This is a genomic window from Candidatus Margulisiibacteriota bacterium (assembly GCA_041658645.1).
In the GTDB taxonomy this organism is placed as follows: Bacteria; Margulisbacteria; WOR-1; order O2-12-FULL-45-9; family XYB2-FULL-48-7; genus JBAZZV01.
In genome coordinates this window covers 340,730-357,351 of sequence record JBAZZV010000001.1, presented here as the reverse complement: position 1 = coordinate 357,351, position 16,622 = coordinate 340,730, and the positions used below count along the sequence as shown (strand labels likewise).

Sequence of the window (16,622 nt, the reverse complement as noted above, 5' to 3'; positions counted from 1 at the left end):
TCTTATACGTCCCTCCCGTTACCACCGTCCCACTGTCAGGATCGGGGAAATTGCCCCGCCAGACCACCGAGAGCTGGTTATTCAGATTGGTTGTCCCCAGAACCTCTTTCCCATTAGCAATAGTCGCAACATATTTATCGCTGTCGTCAAAAACATTCGCCGTAACAATTGAATCCTTGGAAACATTATAGAAAACAGAAACTCGATCAATGCCGCCCAAAGTGCTGAACTTTCGGTCGACAGGATCAGCTCTTAAGTTGGAAATTTCAAACGGGGTTTTGATTTCTACCATCGATTCATCGGTAGCGACCCCTACTCCATCCACCCCTTCCGCCCGGACCCGCACGACATAACTGCCGCTGTCAGGATAAGCGCTGGTATCGAGCTTGCCGTTCCAGTCGATCGTTTGGGTTGACCGTTCAAGATTTGATGATGCAGCGGCTTTTCCCATGCTGGAAATATCCACCAGCCGCTGGCCGGCAACGTCAATGATGATCGGCAGGTACTGTTGAGAATATCGGGAAACGCCGAGATAAACATTATCAGCGGTAATTGAGGGAGAAGCCGGGTCTTCATCCGTTTTCGCGGTGATCATGAGCTGGCCGGAGGCCGCCTTAAAATCGAGGCCGCCTTCACCGCCGGAAATTGAGCTGTCCCAGTTAATTAGCGGCGATTGAACTTTGATCCCGCCGCCGATCGTTTTAACATCTGAATAACCAGCCCCACCGGTTATAATTATGTTTCCGGTAAACTTGTGATTACTGCCGTCAGCCGACCAGCGCAAGTGATACCCGTCGTCATCGCTCCAGATAAAGTAACCAAGATCGGTTCCGGGTTTATAATCGGGTTTACCGATAAACGGCGCACCGAGGATATTCGGGAAGTATTTGAAATAGACGGGGGTTTCTAACGTACCCGTCTTAATAACTTCAAGATAGACGTTAGCCGGTTTGACACTGTTGATAAAGCCGAGAGGAAGTTTGATGGAGTCGTCGGGCTTGAATTCAATTGTCGCTGGCACGGGTTTCAGTTTTACATAAGGAACTTGAATTGAAGAAGCGGTCATTGGGTCATTATTGACCCTAATAAGCCGAGTGGCAGCCAATGTCTCGCCGTTCTCCTCGTTAACTTCAACTTTAATCGTATAATCGCCGTTCGCCAAATTATTCGTATACAAATAGGCTAAGGTCGAATTGTTCTGCAGGGGCCGAATGGAGATATTCTTCGGGTCTTTGGGATCGCGGTTAACCTGCGGGACTTCAACAAAGTCCGTTTTCCAATCCTCGCCTGATTTCTTATAGTAAACCCGATAATCTTTAAACGGCTTGTCGTTAGTCCAGTCGGGATCGATCGCTGTGCCGCGGATCGAGATAGTGCCAGTGACTACCGTGTTGTCTTCTGCCGGATAGGAAATCTCCGGGGCGATCCCGTCTTTGACGCAGGAGGCATAGGCTGTCCCGATGTTGCCGACATCGTCCTCCGCAATTATTTGAAAGCGGTACGCTCCTTTGGGCAGTGAAGCGCTGCTCCCGTCCCAGTTAATTTCGTTCGCGCCATTGACCGCCGGAGCGACAGGAATAGTATTGACAAGAGCGCCTGTGTTGGAATTATATATTTTTACCTTCGCACTTTTTGCCTCGGAAAGATTGTAGGACAGCGTTGTTTTATAAGCGTTGCTCCCTATATTCGACAGCACATAAGGGCTGGTGATCTGCCCGTAAATCTTCGGCGGTGTCCGGTCAATTCTGACCGCTTCCAGCGTCCTCGGCGCACTTTCATTCCCGGCTTCGTCGCGAGCGATAACCTCCACGTTATAAATCCCGTCTTCCGGCCCCTTTGATAACATATCGTTATATTTCCAAATATAAGAGGCAATAAAACTGCCGCCGTCGGGCGCTTTTATTGCCTGTGTTAAATACGCAGTTGTCGAATTATTGGTTGTATTATTAAGCCTGATGATTACCGTCGACTTTTCATTGACCCTGGTCGTTAAGCCCAGTTCCGTGGTCTTTGAGGTCAGGGGATTAGGTTCGACGTTTACTCCGGCGACAACCGGCGGAGTTGAATCTATAACAACAGGTTGTTCGGCAATCGCGGAGTTTTTGGGCAGGTCGAAAATCTTGATCTTAACTTTGTACTCTCCGTCCGCCGGCGGCGGGACAAGGTTTGGATCCCAAGTAAAGAAATTATCGCCTTTGGCAACGGTATCTGAAGTGGCTATATTCGTTATGAAATTGTCATTTGAATCGTAGAGGTCGCAACGGGCGGCAAGAAGATTAGGGGAAACCTCATCGGATGCGTTATATCTGATCGTCGCGGGAGCTCTGGGGCTGAAGGGCGCGATTGCTTCAATAGAGATGAACGGCGGTTTGGTGTCGACATAAAACGGCCAGATCGCCTGCGCCGAGCCGACTTCGCTGTTGACCCTGACTACTACCCTATGTTCACCATCTTTCAGGGGCTTGTCCGATGGTATTTTGTATCTTACTTTTAATTTGAGATGGTAATCATCGGGAACAATCTCCGTCTCCGGAACGACCGTCTCGCCGTCAAGAGTCATGGAATCGAATGACAGATCGCTAATTTTAGAATACTTGGTCATATTAAATTCGACGTATATATCGTGTTTATTATCATTAATGTAGAATTGAGGCGCTGGGTCGTAGCCAGTAGACAAAAGCGGTACGGTGTTGAGGGTAAAGGTCATAAGCTGATGCGCCTTTACTCCCACCGCGTTCTCGCTTCTTATCGCCAGAACGTTTTGCCCTTCCGCAAAGGGCAAATTCTCCAAAACAAATTCCCCTGTTTCCGGATTAACATTTTCGATCGGCTTCCAGGCGGCGAAATTAAAGGAATATTCAAATGATCTCATCAATTTTGGGACTAGATAGTTCAATTTTCCAGCAATTCGCTCGGGCGGCTTGGTTACCATTATCGACGTTACATATTTTCTCTCTCCCTCTCCGGTAGCAGACAGCGCTTTAAGCGTCATAGGGACAGGCAAATTGACAGCACCACTGGTGGCCCGATTTTCGGCCACGCTTTTGACCTTGATCGATTCAAATCCGGAGGGGACGGCTGGACCAACAGAAAAAGAAAGAGTCGTCGCTTCTGGCGAACCGCCGACTTCGCCGGTAGCGACAGTTTGGAGATCAGTGATCGTGGCAATTGCAAAAGTATCCAAAATAGCTGTTTTTACAAGGTCTTGTTGATCAAGAATTCGGCCATGTGCCTCCAAACTTTTCTTCAATCCATCAAGGTCATAATAAACTTTATCAATTAAGCTTAAAGCAGCCGGGATCCTCATCCACCAAAAACTTTCCCAAGCGGTTTGATAAGGGACGCCACTTAACGATGCAAAATAAGCCGCCGTAGCGATTGCTGCTTCTGTAACTGCAACCTCTTTAATAAATTGATCATTTAAGTAATTTTCAAAATGATCTGCCTTAAAAGTATATGACCGTCTTTGGGCGTTTTTCAAATGGCCAACTTCATCCCCACTAGCACTTCCAACTGGGACAAAAAAGTCCCCATCTTGAGTAAAATATCCTCCCCCAAAGAAATATTCCGCAATGTCAAGCTTATCCATGGTTCTTGCCATTGCCAAACTTAAGAACTTTGCTTGTATAGTAGGAAGAGCCCAAAAACCCGGCTGTAATAGAGTCGCTTTCTGATAATCAAGGTCGAAAAATGAGCCGATCATATCGCCTGAACCCGCCTCTGTTTTTGGGGGCTTTTGGAAAAACTCGGATAGACTGTCCGCATTTCTGCGTTGATATATTTCTTTTAATCCAGCAAAGGTGGCGGTCGTAACAGGATCATAGGTTGGGATCCCTCTACCGTAAAAAATGCTATAAGCTGGCTCTTCCGCCGGATCAGATAATTTTGCATTATTTAAGGCCCCAACAAATCTGGGACCGTCAATTGAAGAATTTAATAATCCAACAACAGGCGCTAATGTTGCAATGTTTGGCTGACCTGTAGATAAGTACGTCAGAGATGAAAGAGCCGCGGCATTTGAAGGGAATAACTGTACCACCCCCGGGCTCCAAGGGACTGAAATTTTAGACTCACCAGGACCAGTACTGTAAATATTTTTAACGAATGCTAAGCCAAGAGCACTCGCTCCGCCAAAACTTGCCGCCGACAAATAAGGAGAAAAGGGATTCGATGGTGAACCTTTAAGCATATTATATATCTCATAAATATCAAAGGTTTCCAATACCTTTCCGACACCATTCTGTAAAGACTGCCATTTTGCATCCCAGTCCGCACAAAGCCACTTATCCGTTTTTGTGCCAAAATACGGAGCAATGTCCCACCATGCTTGCCAATATAAATAAGTAGCTCCTGTGCCAGTGAAGGGTGCGGCTACAAATACTACCTTATCCACATCATTCTGATAAAATCCTTCTTCTGCTTTGTGCCCAAATGCATCTCCCCATAAGGGTCTAAAACTAAAATTATTTGAATAAATGTACGCTCGGGCCGCCAGATTCCCAGCGCTGTGTGTTACTAAAATATATTTATCCGGGACCGGCGTGCCGGCAGGGTTAGAATTAACAAAATCTTTTTTGGCTTTTTCCAGCCAACAAAGGCCATCCATTTCAGGTACATTATTATATTTACGGTCACCCAATTCCCTTGCTTTGCTCATGTAATCACCGGAAGGATCATTAAAAGTATAAGCGAAAACATGCCCTTTCAATCCTAAACCACCCTGATCAGTTGGTTTCTCGAGGAATCCTTTTAGATCGCCGAACCCTTTTTCTCCCGTAAAAATCCCCTTGTTACTATTTAGGCCATGAACCAATATAAAAATATAATCCTTATAAGTTTTTGTCCCTTCTATATTACTTGCATAAGCACTATAGCCAAAGATAGCTATCAGCAGGCAGATTATAATTTTATATCGAATAATCATTTTTTATCTTCAGACACGGGTTCCTTCATAAGTTGCGCATTATAGAGACCTATCTGATACTCTACCTCTTCAATAGTTAAGTAATGTTTTGGCAAAACGCGAGAAATAATGGTCGCAAATATACCTATAGATATACCCGCAACAATCATTGAAACAGCGGCATTGGTTATTGCAGTATCATTTATTGTCCAGAATAATGTTCCACCGATGAGTAGGAGCCCTCCTCCAATAATATCGGCAAGTCTCACGCCAGCCATGCTTTGCAATATTTGATTGGCTCGCTCATTTTGGCCAATTGCTTTTAAAAATTCAGGCTCAGTAATCTTTTTCCCTCCTCTTGTAATATACCAATCTTGCCCCGCCTCAGAGTATTTCAAACCATTTCGAGCATTTATATACGAAATTGTTTCCCCTGTTTTTGTAATGATCATTAAATCAAATTTGCCTTGATTGTACTGATTATTATTTGGGAGTTCTGCCCTTGCTACTTGCATAAATGGCAAAACGAATAATAGGATCACAGACATTGCAATATTTCTCGTTCGCATAAAAACAACTTCCTTTCTATATTTTAAATTCCGAAGCGTATTCATTCTTCTTATTTACTAAACTTATGCAATTGTAAGTATCGAAAAGCATCCCTGCCGAAAGAATAAAAATACGATATGGGCTTTCAAGCGGTAAAGAAAATAATGCTGGCAAAATGAATCGAGTAACCATGGAATTCATTGGGGTATTATTTGTCGGATCATTTTTGCCAATAAAGACCTCATCAATATAAAAATAACCAATACCAACGGGGAATGGGACCAAATTTATAACGCCGGTAAAATATGGGTTTCTATAATATCCTTTCGGAATCCTGTCCGGATTAAATCCCAAATTAATAACTTCCTCTCTAAAGAGACGGAGTTTGATTTCTTTTTGAATTTCTCTTGGAACAGTTGTGACGATTTTAATAGAATACACACCCTCTTTAGTTGGCGTTCCAATTAAATAAGCCGCCTTTGGAACTGCTTTGGAAAAAAGGGTTGAGCTTTTTATGGAGAAATCGGGTGGAAGAATTATGGAAAAAGAACTGGGGTCATTAATTAAAGCATTTATTTCATCATTGTAAAGAGAATATAAATATCCGACTTCTAATTCTATGTCTTTACCGACAATCAATTTATTTTCCCCTTGTATATTTACTGTCAGATTATTATCCGGAAAACTTGGGACAAAAGGGCCCCAATACGTCGCACAAGCTTGACTAATAAAAACAAGAAAGAAAAAGAACCCTAAAAATATAGGCCTAATATTACACATTATTGCATCCTTCCCTTCATATAGATTCTAAACTCACGATCCGCAATCCCCTGATTTACCTTGACATTCTCAAACACCATCTCCGTTTTAATCGCCCCCATCGGTGTGGTCGCGGCTGACGAGGTTTCCGTAGCGACCCAAATATCAGATATTTTCTTATACCTCATCTCCGTCGTGCTCATGACCTTATCCGCCGGCGTGTACATGATGATTTTGACAGGCAACCAGCGGTCGGAATCGATATAAAACTCCATCCGACCCAGAAACTTGTTTGATTGTTTTGGCTTACCGCTGATAATGTATTGATTATCTTTTTGTACGATAGATAGATCGAAATAATTGAGGGCTTTGGCTAAATCCATCGATCCGCCACCTGGGAGCCCAGCTTTTTCGCGCGTTTTCGATAAGTCCTGGGTAAACGATTGACCAGTATCTTGATTGATAACGGTTATGATATCTCCATTAGTAATCGTAATCTGCCTTGTCGGCGACAGAATCTCGATCTTTGATTTATCTTGTCCCTTTGTCCACATTTTGCCCTTCTGCACCATCGTTTGCGGACCTTTACTCTCCTGGCCAGGCATGGTCATGCTCGAAGTGATCGTAGTCGTGGTTTCGGCATACATGTCGTGGATCTTGGTTTGATTGGCCTGAATATTTGCAATAATATCCTCGGTGGTCAAATCAGAAGCGGTCGCGGAAAAAGCGAATAAAGCTACGGCTGCAATCACAAACAACTTTTTATACATGATTTACTCCTTTACGAAAATATGTGAGGGGAGAATTAAGATAGATACGCGAGGTATCAGAATCACGCATGCCGCGCCTCCGTTTTTGAACATCTATATTTTACCATGTTTATTACTCCTTTTCGCCATTACCATCAACACCATTATAATGTATAGGAAGCAATTTTATTGCCAGCTATCCCCATCTTGTATTTTCCCGTTTTTATCATAATTTTCATATTTTTGCCCCGGGCAACTGTCGGATTTTTCGTCACCCTTTGACGGAATCTCGACACTGCCACTGGACGACCAAACCACCTGACCACCGGACTACCGGCAAAAAAAAGACGGACTAATCCCGATCCCCCACCTTTCGGTGAGAAACCGAGACCAGTCCGTCAATGCCTAAGTGATCGGTCCCGCAATACTAAATAATCTATTGCAACTGCGGGACTAACCCAAAATCCCGATGAAACATCGGGATGGCGTGCACCAACGCGTCCGCTCCAGCCGCTTTAACCGGCTGACAGATCATGGCCTTATTATTCGCAAGAATTTGTTCAATCGATTCCAAATTACTGTTGTCAGCAACATTGATACCTGCAGACCTTAACCATTGTATTGACTTGCCGTGGGCATCCGCGATTTTCCCTGCTGCTGTTCTGCGCGTGGCTAATATATAGTATAATAGAGCAAGCTCAAAGGCAGTAGATTGCTCTCCTTTGAGGAGATAAGCAACTCGTCTGGTTTGTATTTTATCGTCTAATTTCATTGATATATCTCCAGAGATCGATTAGGCTATCCTGATGTTTATCGGCAGATTTTGGCGAAAATTTCACTGCACTTTTCCATGTGCATTTTTTCTTAACCATATCAGCACGTATATATTATCGGCCTTTGGCCGGTTTAACTTGTGCTCACTTCCCGCTTTTTGGGCTATGGGGAAAAAGGAAGCCCCTGCCGAAAGAAGGGGCCGATTTGGGATTAGCGATTAACATCCATCAGGTGACGGCGGGCGGGGGGATCAAAATAATTTCAGCGTATGTGTGGGGTTTTACCAAATCCCCGAAAGTGATATCCGGTGAACATTATCCCTGGACAGGGCCCGCTGGGTGACGTAGGCATAGTCAACCCGCGTGACGCGCAATCATCTCGCCGCTTTCCACGGTCCAGCGGCTTTCCATTTTTCATTGAACTTCTCCCCTTTTCTGACCGCATCAAGAGGATCAATTATAAATTTTTCGATCTCTCCGGCCACATCACTCAACTTCTCCGGGGCATGCTTGATATCCCCTTTTTTCAAAAAAGCCTGCCATAAAGTTTGGCGGTCGGATCTCTCATTGTAGATTTCTTCGGCAAAGATCGGCTTATCCTCCGGCAAAGGTGTTTGGCGATGGCTAAAAGTTCTCTTTAACGCCTCGGTAAGCCTGATGCCATCAAAATCGAACCGGCGTAACATCAGCCGGAGATCATAAAAATCTTTCATGCGGCTATTAAGAGAACCGAGCTTAACTATGGCCTCAAACTTTTCACTGACGACGCTTTCAACCGGATAGCCTTTAAGTTGGGGTTTTGGCAGACCCAGGATAACAGGATAGTCTATAAGCCTGGGCTTGGGATAAATGACGTCGCCAAAAGCCACATCAATTTGCATCGTGATGCGCGAGCGCCCCAACCACCCCCGGAATTTTACGCGCACCCCTTCATAATCGGCGTTTTCTTTTATCTTTTTACCTTTAACGTTTGCCGAATCAAAAACAAGCCCGTCTGGGATTACCGGGACTTCGCACACCTCTCTAATTAATTCCTCGAGAGCTTCTATCGGATTGCTACAATGCGCCGAAAAATCGATATCGAGCGTCGTTCGCCTTTCAGTGACTCGCCAAACGGTAAACATAAGAGCGCCCTTCAATATAAATTGATCAGCGTATTCAGAGCGGCTAAACCTATAGAGAAACCGCTCCATCCCGTAATATTGCAGAACTTCGGAAAATGGGCGGCCGGTTTCTTTGGCTATATTTTGCAGCCGGGCCCGGATCGAGGCCGGAACGTTCTTGACCGCCTTTTTCAAATTATCGCCTCTAAGATCGGTTTTATGATGCTTTCAACGCGGCAGAGCTTGGCATATCTCATGATCTCTTTTGGCTTTATTCCTTTTTCCGTTACCGCAACCTTGAGGGCATCGCGCGCGACATCCAGCCCTATTTTATTGCGGAATTTAAAACAATCAACGATTGTCCTGGCAAGACTATAAACTCTGATCCCGCGGCCTTCAATTTCATGCTCCTCAAACCCTGCCTCCCAGATATTGGGCGCAAAGCGGTAAAATCTTACCGGCGGATATTTAATTTTATTAGCATGCTTCCCGCGCGGAATAGCAATATCCACATAGCGGGGGATCTCGCTGGTTGCCTCATGAAAGGCCAGCGCGGAAAGAAGACAGAGAATACCTTTCGGCACTTTAATCAAAGCGGCCACAATATCGGGGTTTGAAAGCAGAGAACCCGCTGATAGCCGATACAGGCCACGATCGATCTTTTGGACCTGACCGGAGTTGAGAACGGATTTAAGAAGGGCTTTGTTAAAACCGGCCGCTATTATTTCCGCATAGCCGGCCAGCCCGCCCCTTTTCTTAAAAAAAGCTATAAGCTTAGTACTTTTAATTCCCATAAAGAACCCTCCCTATTTCAGCACATTTACCAATAAGTGTATAGCATTAGGGAAGTGGTGGCAAGGGCTATTTTCACTTACGGTGGTCTCGGCTCCGCCTCGCCATCACCAAATTCCCGAAAGCGATATCCGGTGGACGTTGTCCCTGGATCCAGCCATGCGGCGATCCATCAATATTAAAAAGAGGGAGATTGGCTTCCGCCTGAGGCGCCTGCCCGCCTTTGGCGGGGATCAGCCTTTGGCCGATTTTCATGAGAATCCTCCTTATCGTGTCCGGAAACGCCCGGAAGTGCCCGCAAGCAAAAATGTCCGGAAGTGTCCGGAAATGTCCGGAAGCTTAATCAACTCGCTTTTTATATACCGTTCTATACCCCCGCCCCTCTTTTAGCAGGAGTCCCTTTTTTGTTAATTCAGTAAGGTCTCTTCTGGCCGTCCTTTCGTCTATATCAAACAATTCCGCATAAGAAGATGAAGAAATCATCTCTTCAACACCTAATTTCCCCAAAAATTGTTTTTGTCTTTGATTAAGCTCCAGTTCGATTTCCTTTTCTTTCATCTTGTTTAAGTCAGCAGCAAACATAGTGGCAATAACCGTCCCGCCAACATCCTTAAATACCGGCATTCTTGGTTTTAAGGGGTGGGCGTTAATTGCGTCACAAATCCGGTTAATGCCATCGCCGATCGCTTCGATATACTTGACCCGGTTAAGTACTTTTACCAGCGTGGGGTTGCGTGACGACTGCTTATTAATCATGTTCTTAGGGGTGATCCCTTCCGGCAGTCCGCCCGGACTGCTGTATTCTATCTTTCCCTTAAACATTTTGATTATTATCCGGCTGCCGGAAATAAAGTAATCGCGATGAGCCACCGCATTGACTATTAGTTCGCGGATGGCATAAAAAGGGTATTCAGGAATCTCTTCGCGGGGGATCTGTCCGGGGATCAGACGGGAAGCGATCTGAATGTGCTCCTTAATATATTCATCAGCCTTATCGATGAGATCGAACAAATTGCCGTAAAAGTCCTTGATGTCGAGGTAACGGTCGGAAACGCCTTCTCCCGGGTATCTGACGATCGTAATCTGGTTCTGGGGAATGAATTTATCAGGCTGTTTTCCGAACAACAGCATTCCGCCGTTTAATATCTTCCCATTTTTTATACAACCCAAGCCCTCCAGCAGTTTTTGTTCTGATGAGGATATATCCCGCCCGGAAATATCTTTATAAGCAGACTTAAACCATTTAACCTTTTTCCAGTCAATGTCCCGCAACCTGGCCCCGACGCATTCTTCCCGGTCGTACTGGATGTCTGTCTTGCTTCTTTTTATCAACAAACGCTCATATTCATTACGGCTCATTGGCTTGGTGTTCTTACCGATACGGATAAACGCCCGCCCCTGATAGAGATGGGGCTTGTCGTGGCTTTCGTTTACCTTTATGGCAATGATCTGTTTGGCGCCGATCGATACTGCGGTTACTTCGGGGTATATTTTAGGATCGGAATTATCTACAATAATATCGACTATCCGCTCCACGGTTTGCCGCCCCACCTCAACACCAACAATCTGCCTGTCATCAGAGACGCCGATTAAAATGTCCCCACCCCTGGAATTAGCAAAAGAACAAACGATCTCCCCGATCCGGTCAAGGTTTGACGCGGAAGATTTAAATTCAACCTTCAATGCTTCACCGGATTTGATGATTTTCAGCAGTTCTTTCTTTTGCATTCTATGCAATTTTACCATAATAAGCGGCTAAAAGGGTCCGCCCCAGATCGGTCAGCCTGAACGACTTTTATTTATCAATGTCGTATTCACCTTTTTCAAAGTATAGCCTCTAAGATCGGTTTTATGATGCTCTCAACGCGGCAGAGCTTGGCATATCTATGGTGGCAAGGGCTATTTTCACTCGGGAGCGATGGCCGGCCATTGCCAACATCTCCGCCTCGCCATCACCAAATCCCGGAAAGCGATATCCGATGGACGTTATCCCTGGACAGGGCCCGCTGGGTGGCGTAGGCGTAGTCGACTCGAGTGTGGTTGACCTGGAAGCCGGCTCCGGCCGGCAAGCCACTATCAACATAGCCCAAGCGCAAGGATAACCCTCCCAGGCTGTATTCGTACCCGCCTGAAAGCTCGGGCGAATAACCCGGTTTGATCGTTTGGGCGAGATCGAGGGCAAAGAGGCCTGGGTTAGGCGATTTATAGGCCAAGCCAAGCCGGAGCTTGGGTGGCACCTGCTCTACTGTGCCTGTTCCCCATTGTTGAGAATTGATGAGCTCGTCTACCTTGAGGCCAATCGTAACGGGTAATCCCTCGACTTCGCTCGGGACAAGCGCGTATGGCGTAACGCGAAATGCGTAATACATAAGAGCAAAAATAAATGAAATTTTATACTGTTCCGGCTGATATATATGTGGCAAGCCAGATAATCTGTCCCAGATCATGAGGAGAAAAAGAAAATGAACATAGCAATGACCGCCAGAGTTGCCGCCCCGCTGGCCGCCGCCCGGCCAAGATCAGCCCTGCAGGCCTCGGTGAGCCGCTTTGGCGAAGTCGGCCTGCCGCACGTTTATTCGCTCGGCGCCGGAAAAAAATTTTTCTACAGCACCGCCGTCGTCGCCTGGCTCGTGAACGCCCTGTCGATCGGCGTGGGGGGGGTCCTTTACGGCATCGCCAAGGTGATCGGTCTGGCCAAAGAGCGGACCGCGATCAATGACATTGCCAGCCAGATCAAAACCGACCAAGACAAGCCGTTGCTCCGCCAAGCGATCCGCGAGGAGGCGCTTCCCCAGACCCTGGAAGCGCGCCTGACCGAGAAATTGAAGAAGAGAGGGATAGTGGTCTAAAAGGATACGGTCGTGGATATTAGTCAGCTGATCCGAATGAACGCCGCCCGCCTACGGAGGGCCCGTAGAACTTTCTACACTAAATAAAGGAAAAGTGAACTTTATCGGAAGAGCTGTCGAAAGAGAAAAGGATGGCGTTTTCGAGACGTAAATTTTAACAGGAGGACAAATAAAATGGCTAAAGTACCTTTTGAATCAATTTATCCTGGAGGCAAACACCCCTGGGAACTGGTTCTAACCGGCCTCCGTGCACGAACTTTAAAAAACGCAACAAATAAAGCAACGCTTGGAGCTATTACTAAACGGTTAATAGAACCTATCGCTATCGCTTTTAGTCAAGAAAAAGTTGCGCCCAATGTGTTCCGCGATGCTGCATTGCTACAAGAAGAAATAATCCAGCGGGCAAGGGACCTTCCGAATGTCAGGCCCCCCAAATCACCAGAGCCGGTTGCCATCAAAGAACTTAAAGAAGATCCCCGAACTGCTGCGCTCAAATCCCTGGGGATCAAATTCCTGGGAGTAGACAGCGCAGAACCACTGCCATCAACAGTTCAGTCTCCCCTCCCATCAATGACGCGGGAAACATCGACCGGTCCGGGTTTTCCTAATGCTAAACCAATGTCGAATCACGTTATTTCGTCCGCGCCATTTGTCCCTCCATCTCTAATAGATTATGGGGATATGTTAAGTTTGATTGCCGATGATAGCGGCAGAATAGCAATTTCATCCAGATTGAAAGCTTTGGAAGATTTAAGGGAGAGGATAGTCAGCATATATCCCGACATGGATTCTGCCGATCTATCTCATATTCGCAAAACTTTGGGGCCATTGTGCGAATCCCCTGAACTCGGAAAAATGTCTGATGAAATTTTAGAAAAGATAGAAGAGAGATTCTACGAGACTAGATCGCTCTGGGCGCATGGGACTGTTGCAAAAGCGGGAATTCCAGCAAATTGTTTTGATAAAATAAAGGGATTATTCACTGATCCAAATTCAGAAAACCTTGTATTCAAGCCAGATATTTGTGACACAGATATCAAAGAAATTGATATTCCAGTTAGGTTAAAAGGCGTTTTACAACAAGCCTGGCATGGCGAAGGCCTTCAATTGATACTTACTCCCAAAGCAGGCTACGACCAATCACCACATGCCCGTGTAATATTTTCCGAGAATGACACATCATGCACTATTACCATAACGCAGGATTTTTTAAGAGGCATCATTCACCCCGACCCAAATAAACGCATTGTCATTTCCGACGTTGCCAAACCGCATCTTATTAAGGCCTTTCGCGCTTTGATTGGTGCCAAAAGATTAGAAGAGGAGGCCAGGGCTGCGCTTAGTTTCCTCGAAGTAAGCAGCGCGAGATTACCGTCACCAGCGACTCAGATGGCTTCTCAATCTCCCCTCCCATCCGCACCGGAACCATCCAAGCCTCGCTTTGACCTGAAAGTTCCGGAGACTGCAGACGAAGCTGTAAATTTACTACATAACGCTGTCTGGGCGTTGTGGTATAGAGCTCCTTCTGCCGAAGAAAAAGAAAAATTAAGAAATTGGGTTGTGGAAATATGTAAAAGATTCATGCCCGACGAGTACTTACCGGCAGACCACGATTCCACCTCGCCCCCTCCACAAGTAAAGAGTGCTCTTTCCGCCGAAAAAAAAGAACTATTAAGTAATTGGGTTGTGGAAATAATTACAAGATTAGCCATACCGGCAGACCGCGATTCCGCTCCACCCCCTCCACCAGTAGCTGGAACTCCCGCCCCGGTAGCGTCTAGTCATCCGCCTGCCGGCTTGGCCGTTATTCCCAAACATGAACTGAGACAGATCAGAGTGCTGGAAAACCCCGGGGCCACCCTCAGGCTTAAGCGCGACATTTTAAGAGGCATTGTCAACACTAACCCTAACGAACAAATTGTTTTCGGTGACGACGCCAAGCCGCTCCTTATCAAGGCCATTCTTCCTTTGGTTGCCGTCAAAGAATTAGAAGAAGATGCCCAAACTGCGCTCAAATTCCTGGGGGTGGACAGAGCAAAATCACTGCCACCGGCGGCTCAGGTAGTATCTCAGCCTCGCTTTGCCCTGAAAGTGCCGGAAACTGCAGTCGAAGCTTTGAATTTATTGCAAGCGGCTGTCGGGGAGCTGCGGCGTGGCGCCCCTTCTGCCGAAGAAAAAGAAGAATTAAGTAATTGGATTTCAAATATGTTAGATAAAGAAGCTATCAACAATGATCGCGCTGTCGCCGATGCAGCCGCTTTCTTAGCTCAAAAATTAAGGAATAATAAATGGCTAAAATAAGCGCCGCCAATATAACGCCCGAAATTATGCGCCGGTTCTTCGAAAAAAGGTTGCCGAAGGTCTCCTGCCAAAGAACCACGCGGAATTTGGATAAATATTTCCTGCGGCCGATCATGGACGGGAAAACTGATTGCGAACCAAAAGTTGTGAATTTGGCAACTCAAGCACTGTTAAGAATTGATATTCTCGAGCCAACAAAGCCGCTGGAAAGTACTGCCCGGACCGCACGAGTGTTAGAGACAGTCCGCCTAGATCTCATTGCCAACAGGGAAAACAGATATGAAATAGGCTCGAGAAAAAGGGCGCTTCTTCAGTTGGCAGAAGAAAAAGTTTACCAAAATCCGAAAGCTATCTGGGCTGCCCTGGAGCCCCTCAAGGAACACCCGGAGCTGGGATTACTCGCAAAAGCAGTTTTGGCTAAACTCAACCCATCATCAATAAGAGTGAAATCCGAATCAACTTTAGCGCCAACTGTTATTATGCCGATGCCAGAACAATCGGCGCGATCAACGCCAACCTCTTCTCAAGGCCCACTAAAAGAAGTATTCTCACCTCTTCCGGCTCCAAGCCTTGGAACCGGCACGGAAATTATGCCGGCAGCTTCTCTCCCACCGGAGGTGCTTTATCCACCGGAGGCAAATAAGCAAATTGTTGACTTACAAACCGCATTAGAACAAACGCAACGTGATCTGCAAGAAACGGGTGTTCAATTAAAAAAAATACAGTCACTGGCAACCAATTTTTACTTTGCCAATCAAGACCTCGCCACCCAGCTCCAGGGTTTGGAAGCTGAATCAATTTCATCTAATCAACATCTGCTTACCCAGATTAGTGAATTGGAAACCACTCTCTTACAACTATCTAAGCTAATAATCAAACCTGACGTTAGGCCGTCTTCTTTAACGCAACGGTATGTTTTTCTTAAAGAACTTGGCAGAGGCGGGATGGCGGTTGCTTCAGTCGTTTTTGATGTTGTGGACAAAAGGTTAGCGGTCCTCAAGGCTCCCCTTCCGGCTCATTTAGAAGAAGAAGGGATTATAAGGCGTTTTGAAGAGAGAGAAATACAAGCTATGGCAAATCTTTCTCCGTTAAGAGGGGTGGTGCATTTTATCGAAGCCCTCAATCTCGAGCATGTGCCTTATGAGAAAATGATCGGGACTCCTCTGGGAGAAAAAATCAAAGTCAAGATGCCTACTATCCCTTGCATATCGATGGAATATGTCTCATATCCTACTTTAGGAGAAGTGCTTAAGGATAACGGCAATAAACTTCCTACCGATCGCGCTTTAAAAATTGCCTTGGCCCTAGTTAAAATCCTTGAAGTGGTTCATAAAAATGGCATAATCCACCGAGACCTGAAGCCGGATAATATTTTTATTGTGCCTGATGAAAAAAAACCAGGAGAAGAAACAGTTAAGATAGCCGACTTTGGAATAGTCCAACTAACTGGAGTCAGTGGACCAAAGATAACCCAAGAGGGTTGGTCGATAGGCACTCCCGCCTATATGCCGCCTGAACAATGGAAAGGAGAAAAAGATATAGACGGAAGGGCCGATCAATATGCTGTAGGCGCAATCTTATATGAAATGCTTGCAGGAAAGCCTCCTTTTAGTGAGTGTGCAAACGAAAACTTCGCAATTTATGGTGCAAAGGTCTTAGCAGCTACAAGTGTAGAGGATATAAGAATGAAGGTAAATGTGTCGGACCAATTGGCAACCGTCTTAAACCATATGCTGGCAAAAGACAGAAATATGAGATATCCAACCTGTCAGGCATGTATTGCTGCGCTTGAAACACTTTTACCGCCCGCCTAAAACATAATTTATTCCGATCTTTCCCAAGCT

General features: G+C 45.8%; 13 protein-coding genes. 3 read left to right on the top strand and 10 right to left on the bottom strand.

From position 1 onward, the window contains the following. The 10 genes from WC903_01625 to WC903_01580 form a co-directional block, all read right to left on the bottom strand. Nucleotides 1-4,924 (bottom strand): FlgD immunoglobulin-like domain containing protein (locus WC903_01625; protein MFA5892657.1); only part of this gene is annotated, 4,924 nt, incomplete at its 3' end. Further along, nucleotides 4,921-5,517, bottom strand: a complete 597-nt coding sequence (locus WC903_01620) for a hypothetical protein (GenBank protein MFA5892656.1) — start codon at nucleotides 5,515-5,517, stop codon at nucleotides 4,921-4,923. The genes WC903_01625 and WC903_01620, both read right to left, overlap by 4 nt. Then, nucleotides 5,489-6,232, bottom strand: a complete 744-nt coding sequence (locus WC903_01615; GenBank protein ID MFA5892655.1) for a hypothetical protein — start codon at nucleotides 6,230-6,232, stop codon at nucleotides 5,489-5,491. The genes WC903_01620 and WC903_01615 overlap by 29 nt, the downstream gene beginning before the upstream one ends. Next, the gene (locus WC903_01610) at nucleotides 6,232-6,981 is read right to left on the bottom strand and encodes an outer membrane lipoprotein-sorting protein (GenBank protein MFA5892654.1); all 750 of its coding nucleotides are present in this window, start codon (nucleotides 6,979-6,981) and stop codon (nucleotides 6,232-6,234) included. The genes WC903_01615 and WC903_01610 overlap by 1 nt, the downstream gene beginning before the upstream one ends. A gap of 415 nt (nucleotides 6,982-7,396) precedes the next feature. After that, nucleotides 7,397-7,732, bottom strand: coding sequence for a hypothetical protein (locus WC903_01605; GenBank protein MFA5892653.1), 336 nt, complete (start codon nucleotides 7,730-7,732; stop codon nucleotides 7,397-7,399). Between the two features lie 375 nt (nucleotides 7,733-8,107). Further along, nucleotides 8,108-9,031 carry a nucleotidyl transferase AbiEii/AbiGii toxin family protein gene (locus WC903_01600; GenBank protein ID MFA5892652.1) on the bottom strand — a complete coding sequence of 308 codons (924 nt, stop codon included), beginning with the start codon at nucleotides 9,029-9,031 and terminating at the stop codon, nucleotides 8,108-8,110. Then, a complete protein-coding gene (locus tag WC903_01595) occupies nucleotides 9,028-9,630 on the bottom strand; it encodes a transcriptional regulator (protein ID MFA5892651.1) in 603 nt (200 codons plus the stop codon). Before WC903_01595 ends, WC903_01600 begins: the two co-directional genes overlap by 4 nt. Before the next feature lie 73 nt (nucleotides 9,631-9,703). Beyond that, on the bottom strand, nucleotides 9,704-9,883 hold the full coding sequence (locus WC903_01590; GenBank protein MFA5892650.1) for a hypothetical protein: 180 nt from the start codon (nucleotides 9,881-9,883) through the stop codon (nucleotides 9,704-9,706). Between the two features lie 84 nt (nucleotides 9,884-9,967). Continuing rightward, nucleotides 9,968-11,356, bottom strand: a complete 1,389-nt coding sequence (locus WC903_01585; protein MFA5892649.1) for an RNA-binding domain-containing protein — start codon at nucleotides 11,354-11,356, stop codon at nucleotides 9,968-9,970. 224 nt (nucleotides 11,357-11,580) lie between these two features. Next, a complete protein-coding gene (locus tag WC903_01580) occupies nucleotides 11,581-11,997 on the bottom strand; it encodes a hypothetical protein (protein MFA5892648.1) in 417 nt (138 codons plus the stop codon). A 93-nt stretch (nucleotides 11,998-12,090) separates the two neighbouring features. Between WC903_01580 and WC903_01575 the strand changes: the two genes are divergently transcribed. From WC903_01575 to WC903_01565, 3 genes are all read left to right on the top strand, one after another. Continuing rightward, nucleotides 12,091-12,477, top strand: a complete 387-nt coding sequence (locus tag WC903_01575; protein MFA5892647.1) for a hypothetical protein — start codon at nucleotides 12,091-12,093, stop codon at nucleotides 12,475-12,477. Between the two features lie 174 nt (nucleotides 12,478-12,651). Next, nucleotides 12,652-14,778, top strand: a complete 2,127-nt coding sequence (locus WC903_01570; protein ID MFA5892646.1) for a hypothetical protein — start codon at nucleotides 12,652-12,654, stop codon at nucleotides 14,776-14,778. Continuing rightward, entirely contained in the window at nucleotides 14,766-16,592 is a 1,827-nt protein-coding gene (locus tag WC903_01565) for a protein kinase (protein MFA5892645.1), read from the top strand. The genes WC903_01570 and WC903_01565 overlap by 13 nt, the downstream gene beginning before the upstream one ends. Nucleotides 16,593-16,622: the final 30 nt, after the last annotated feature.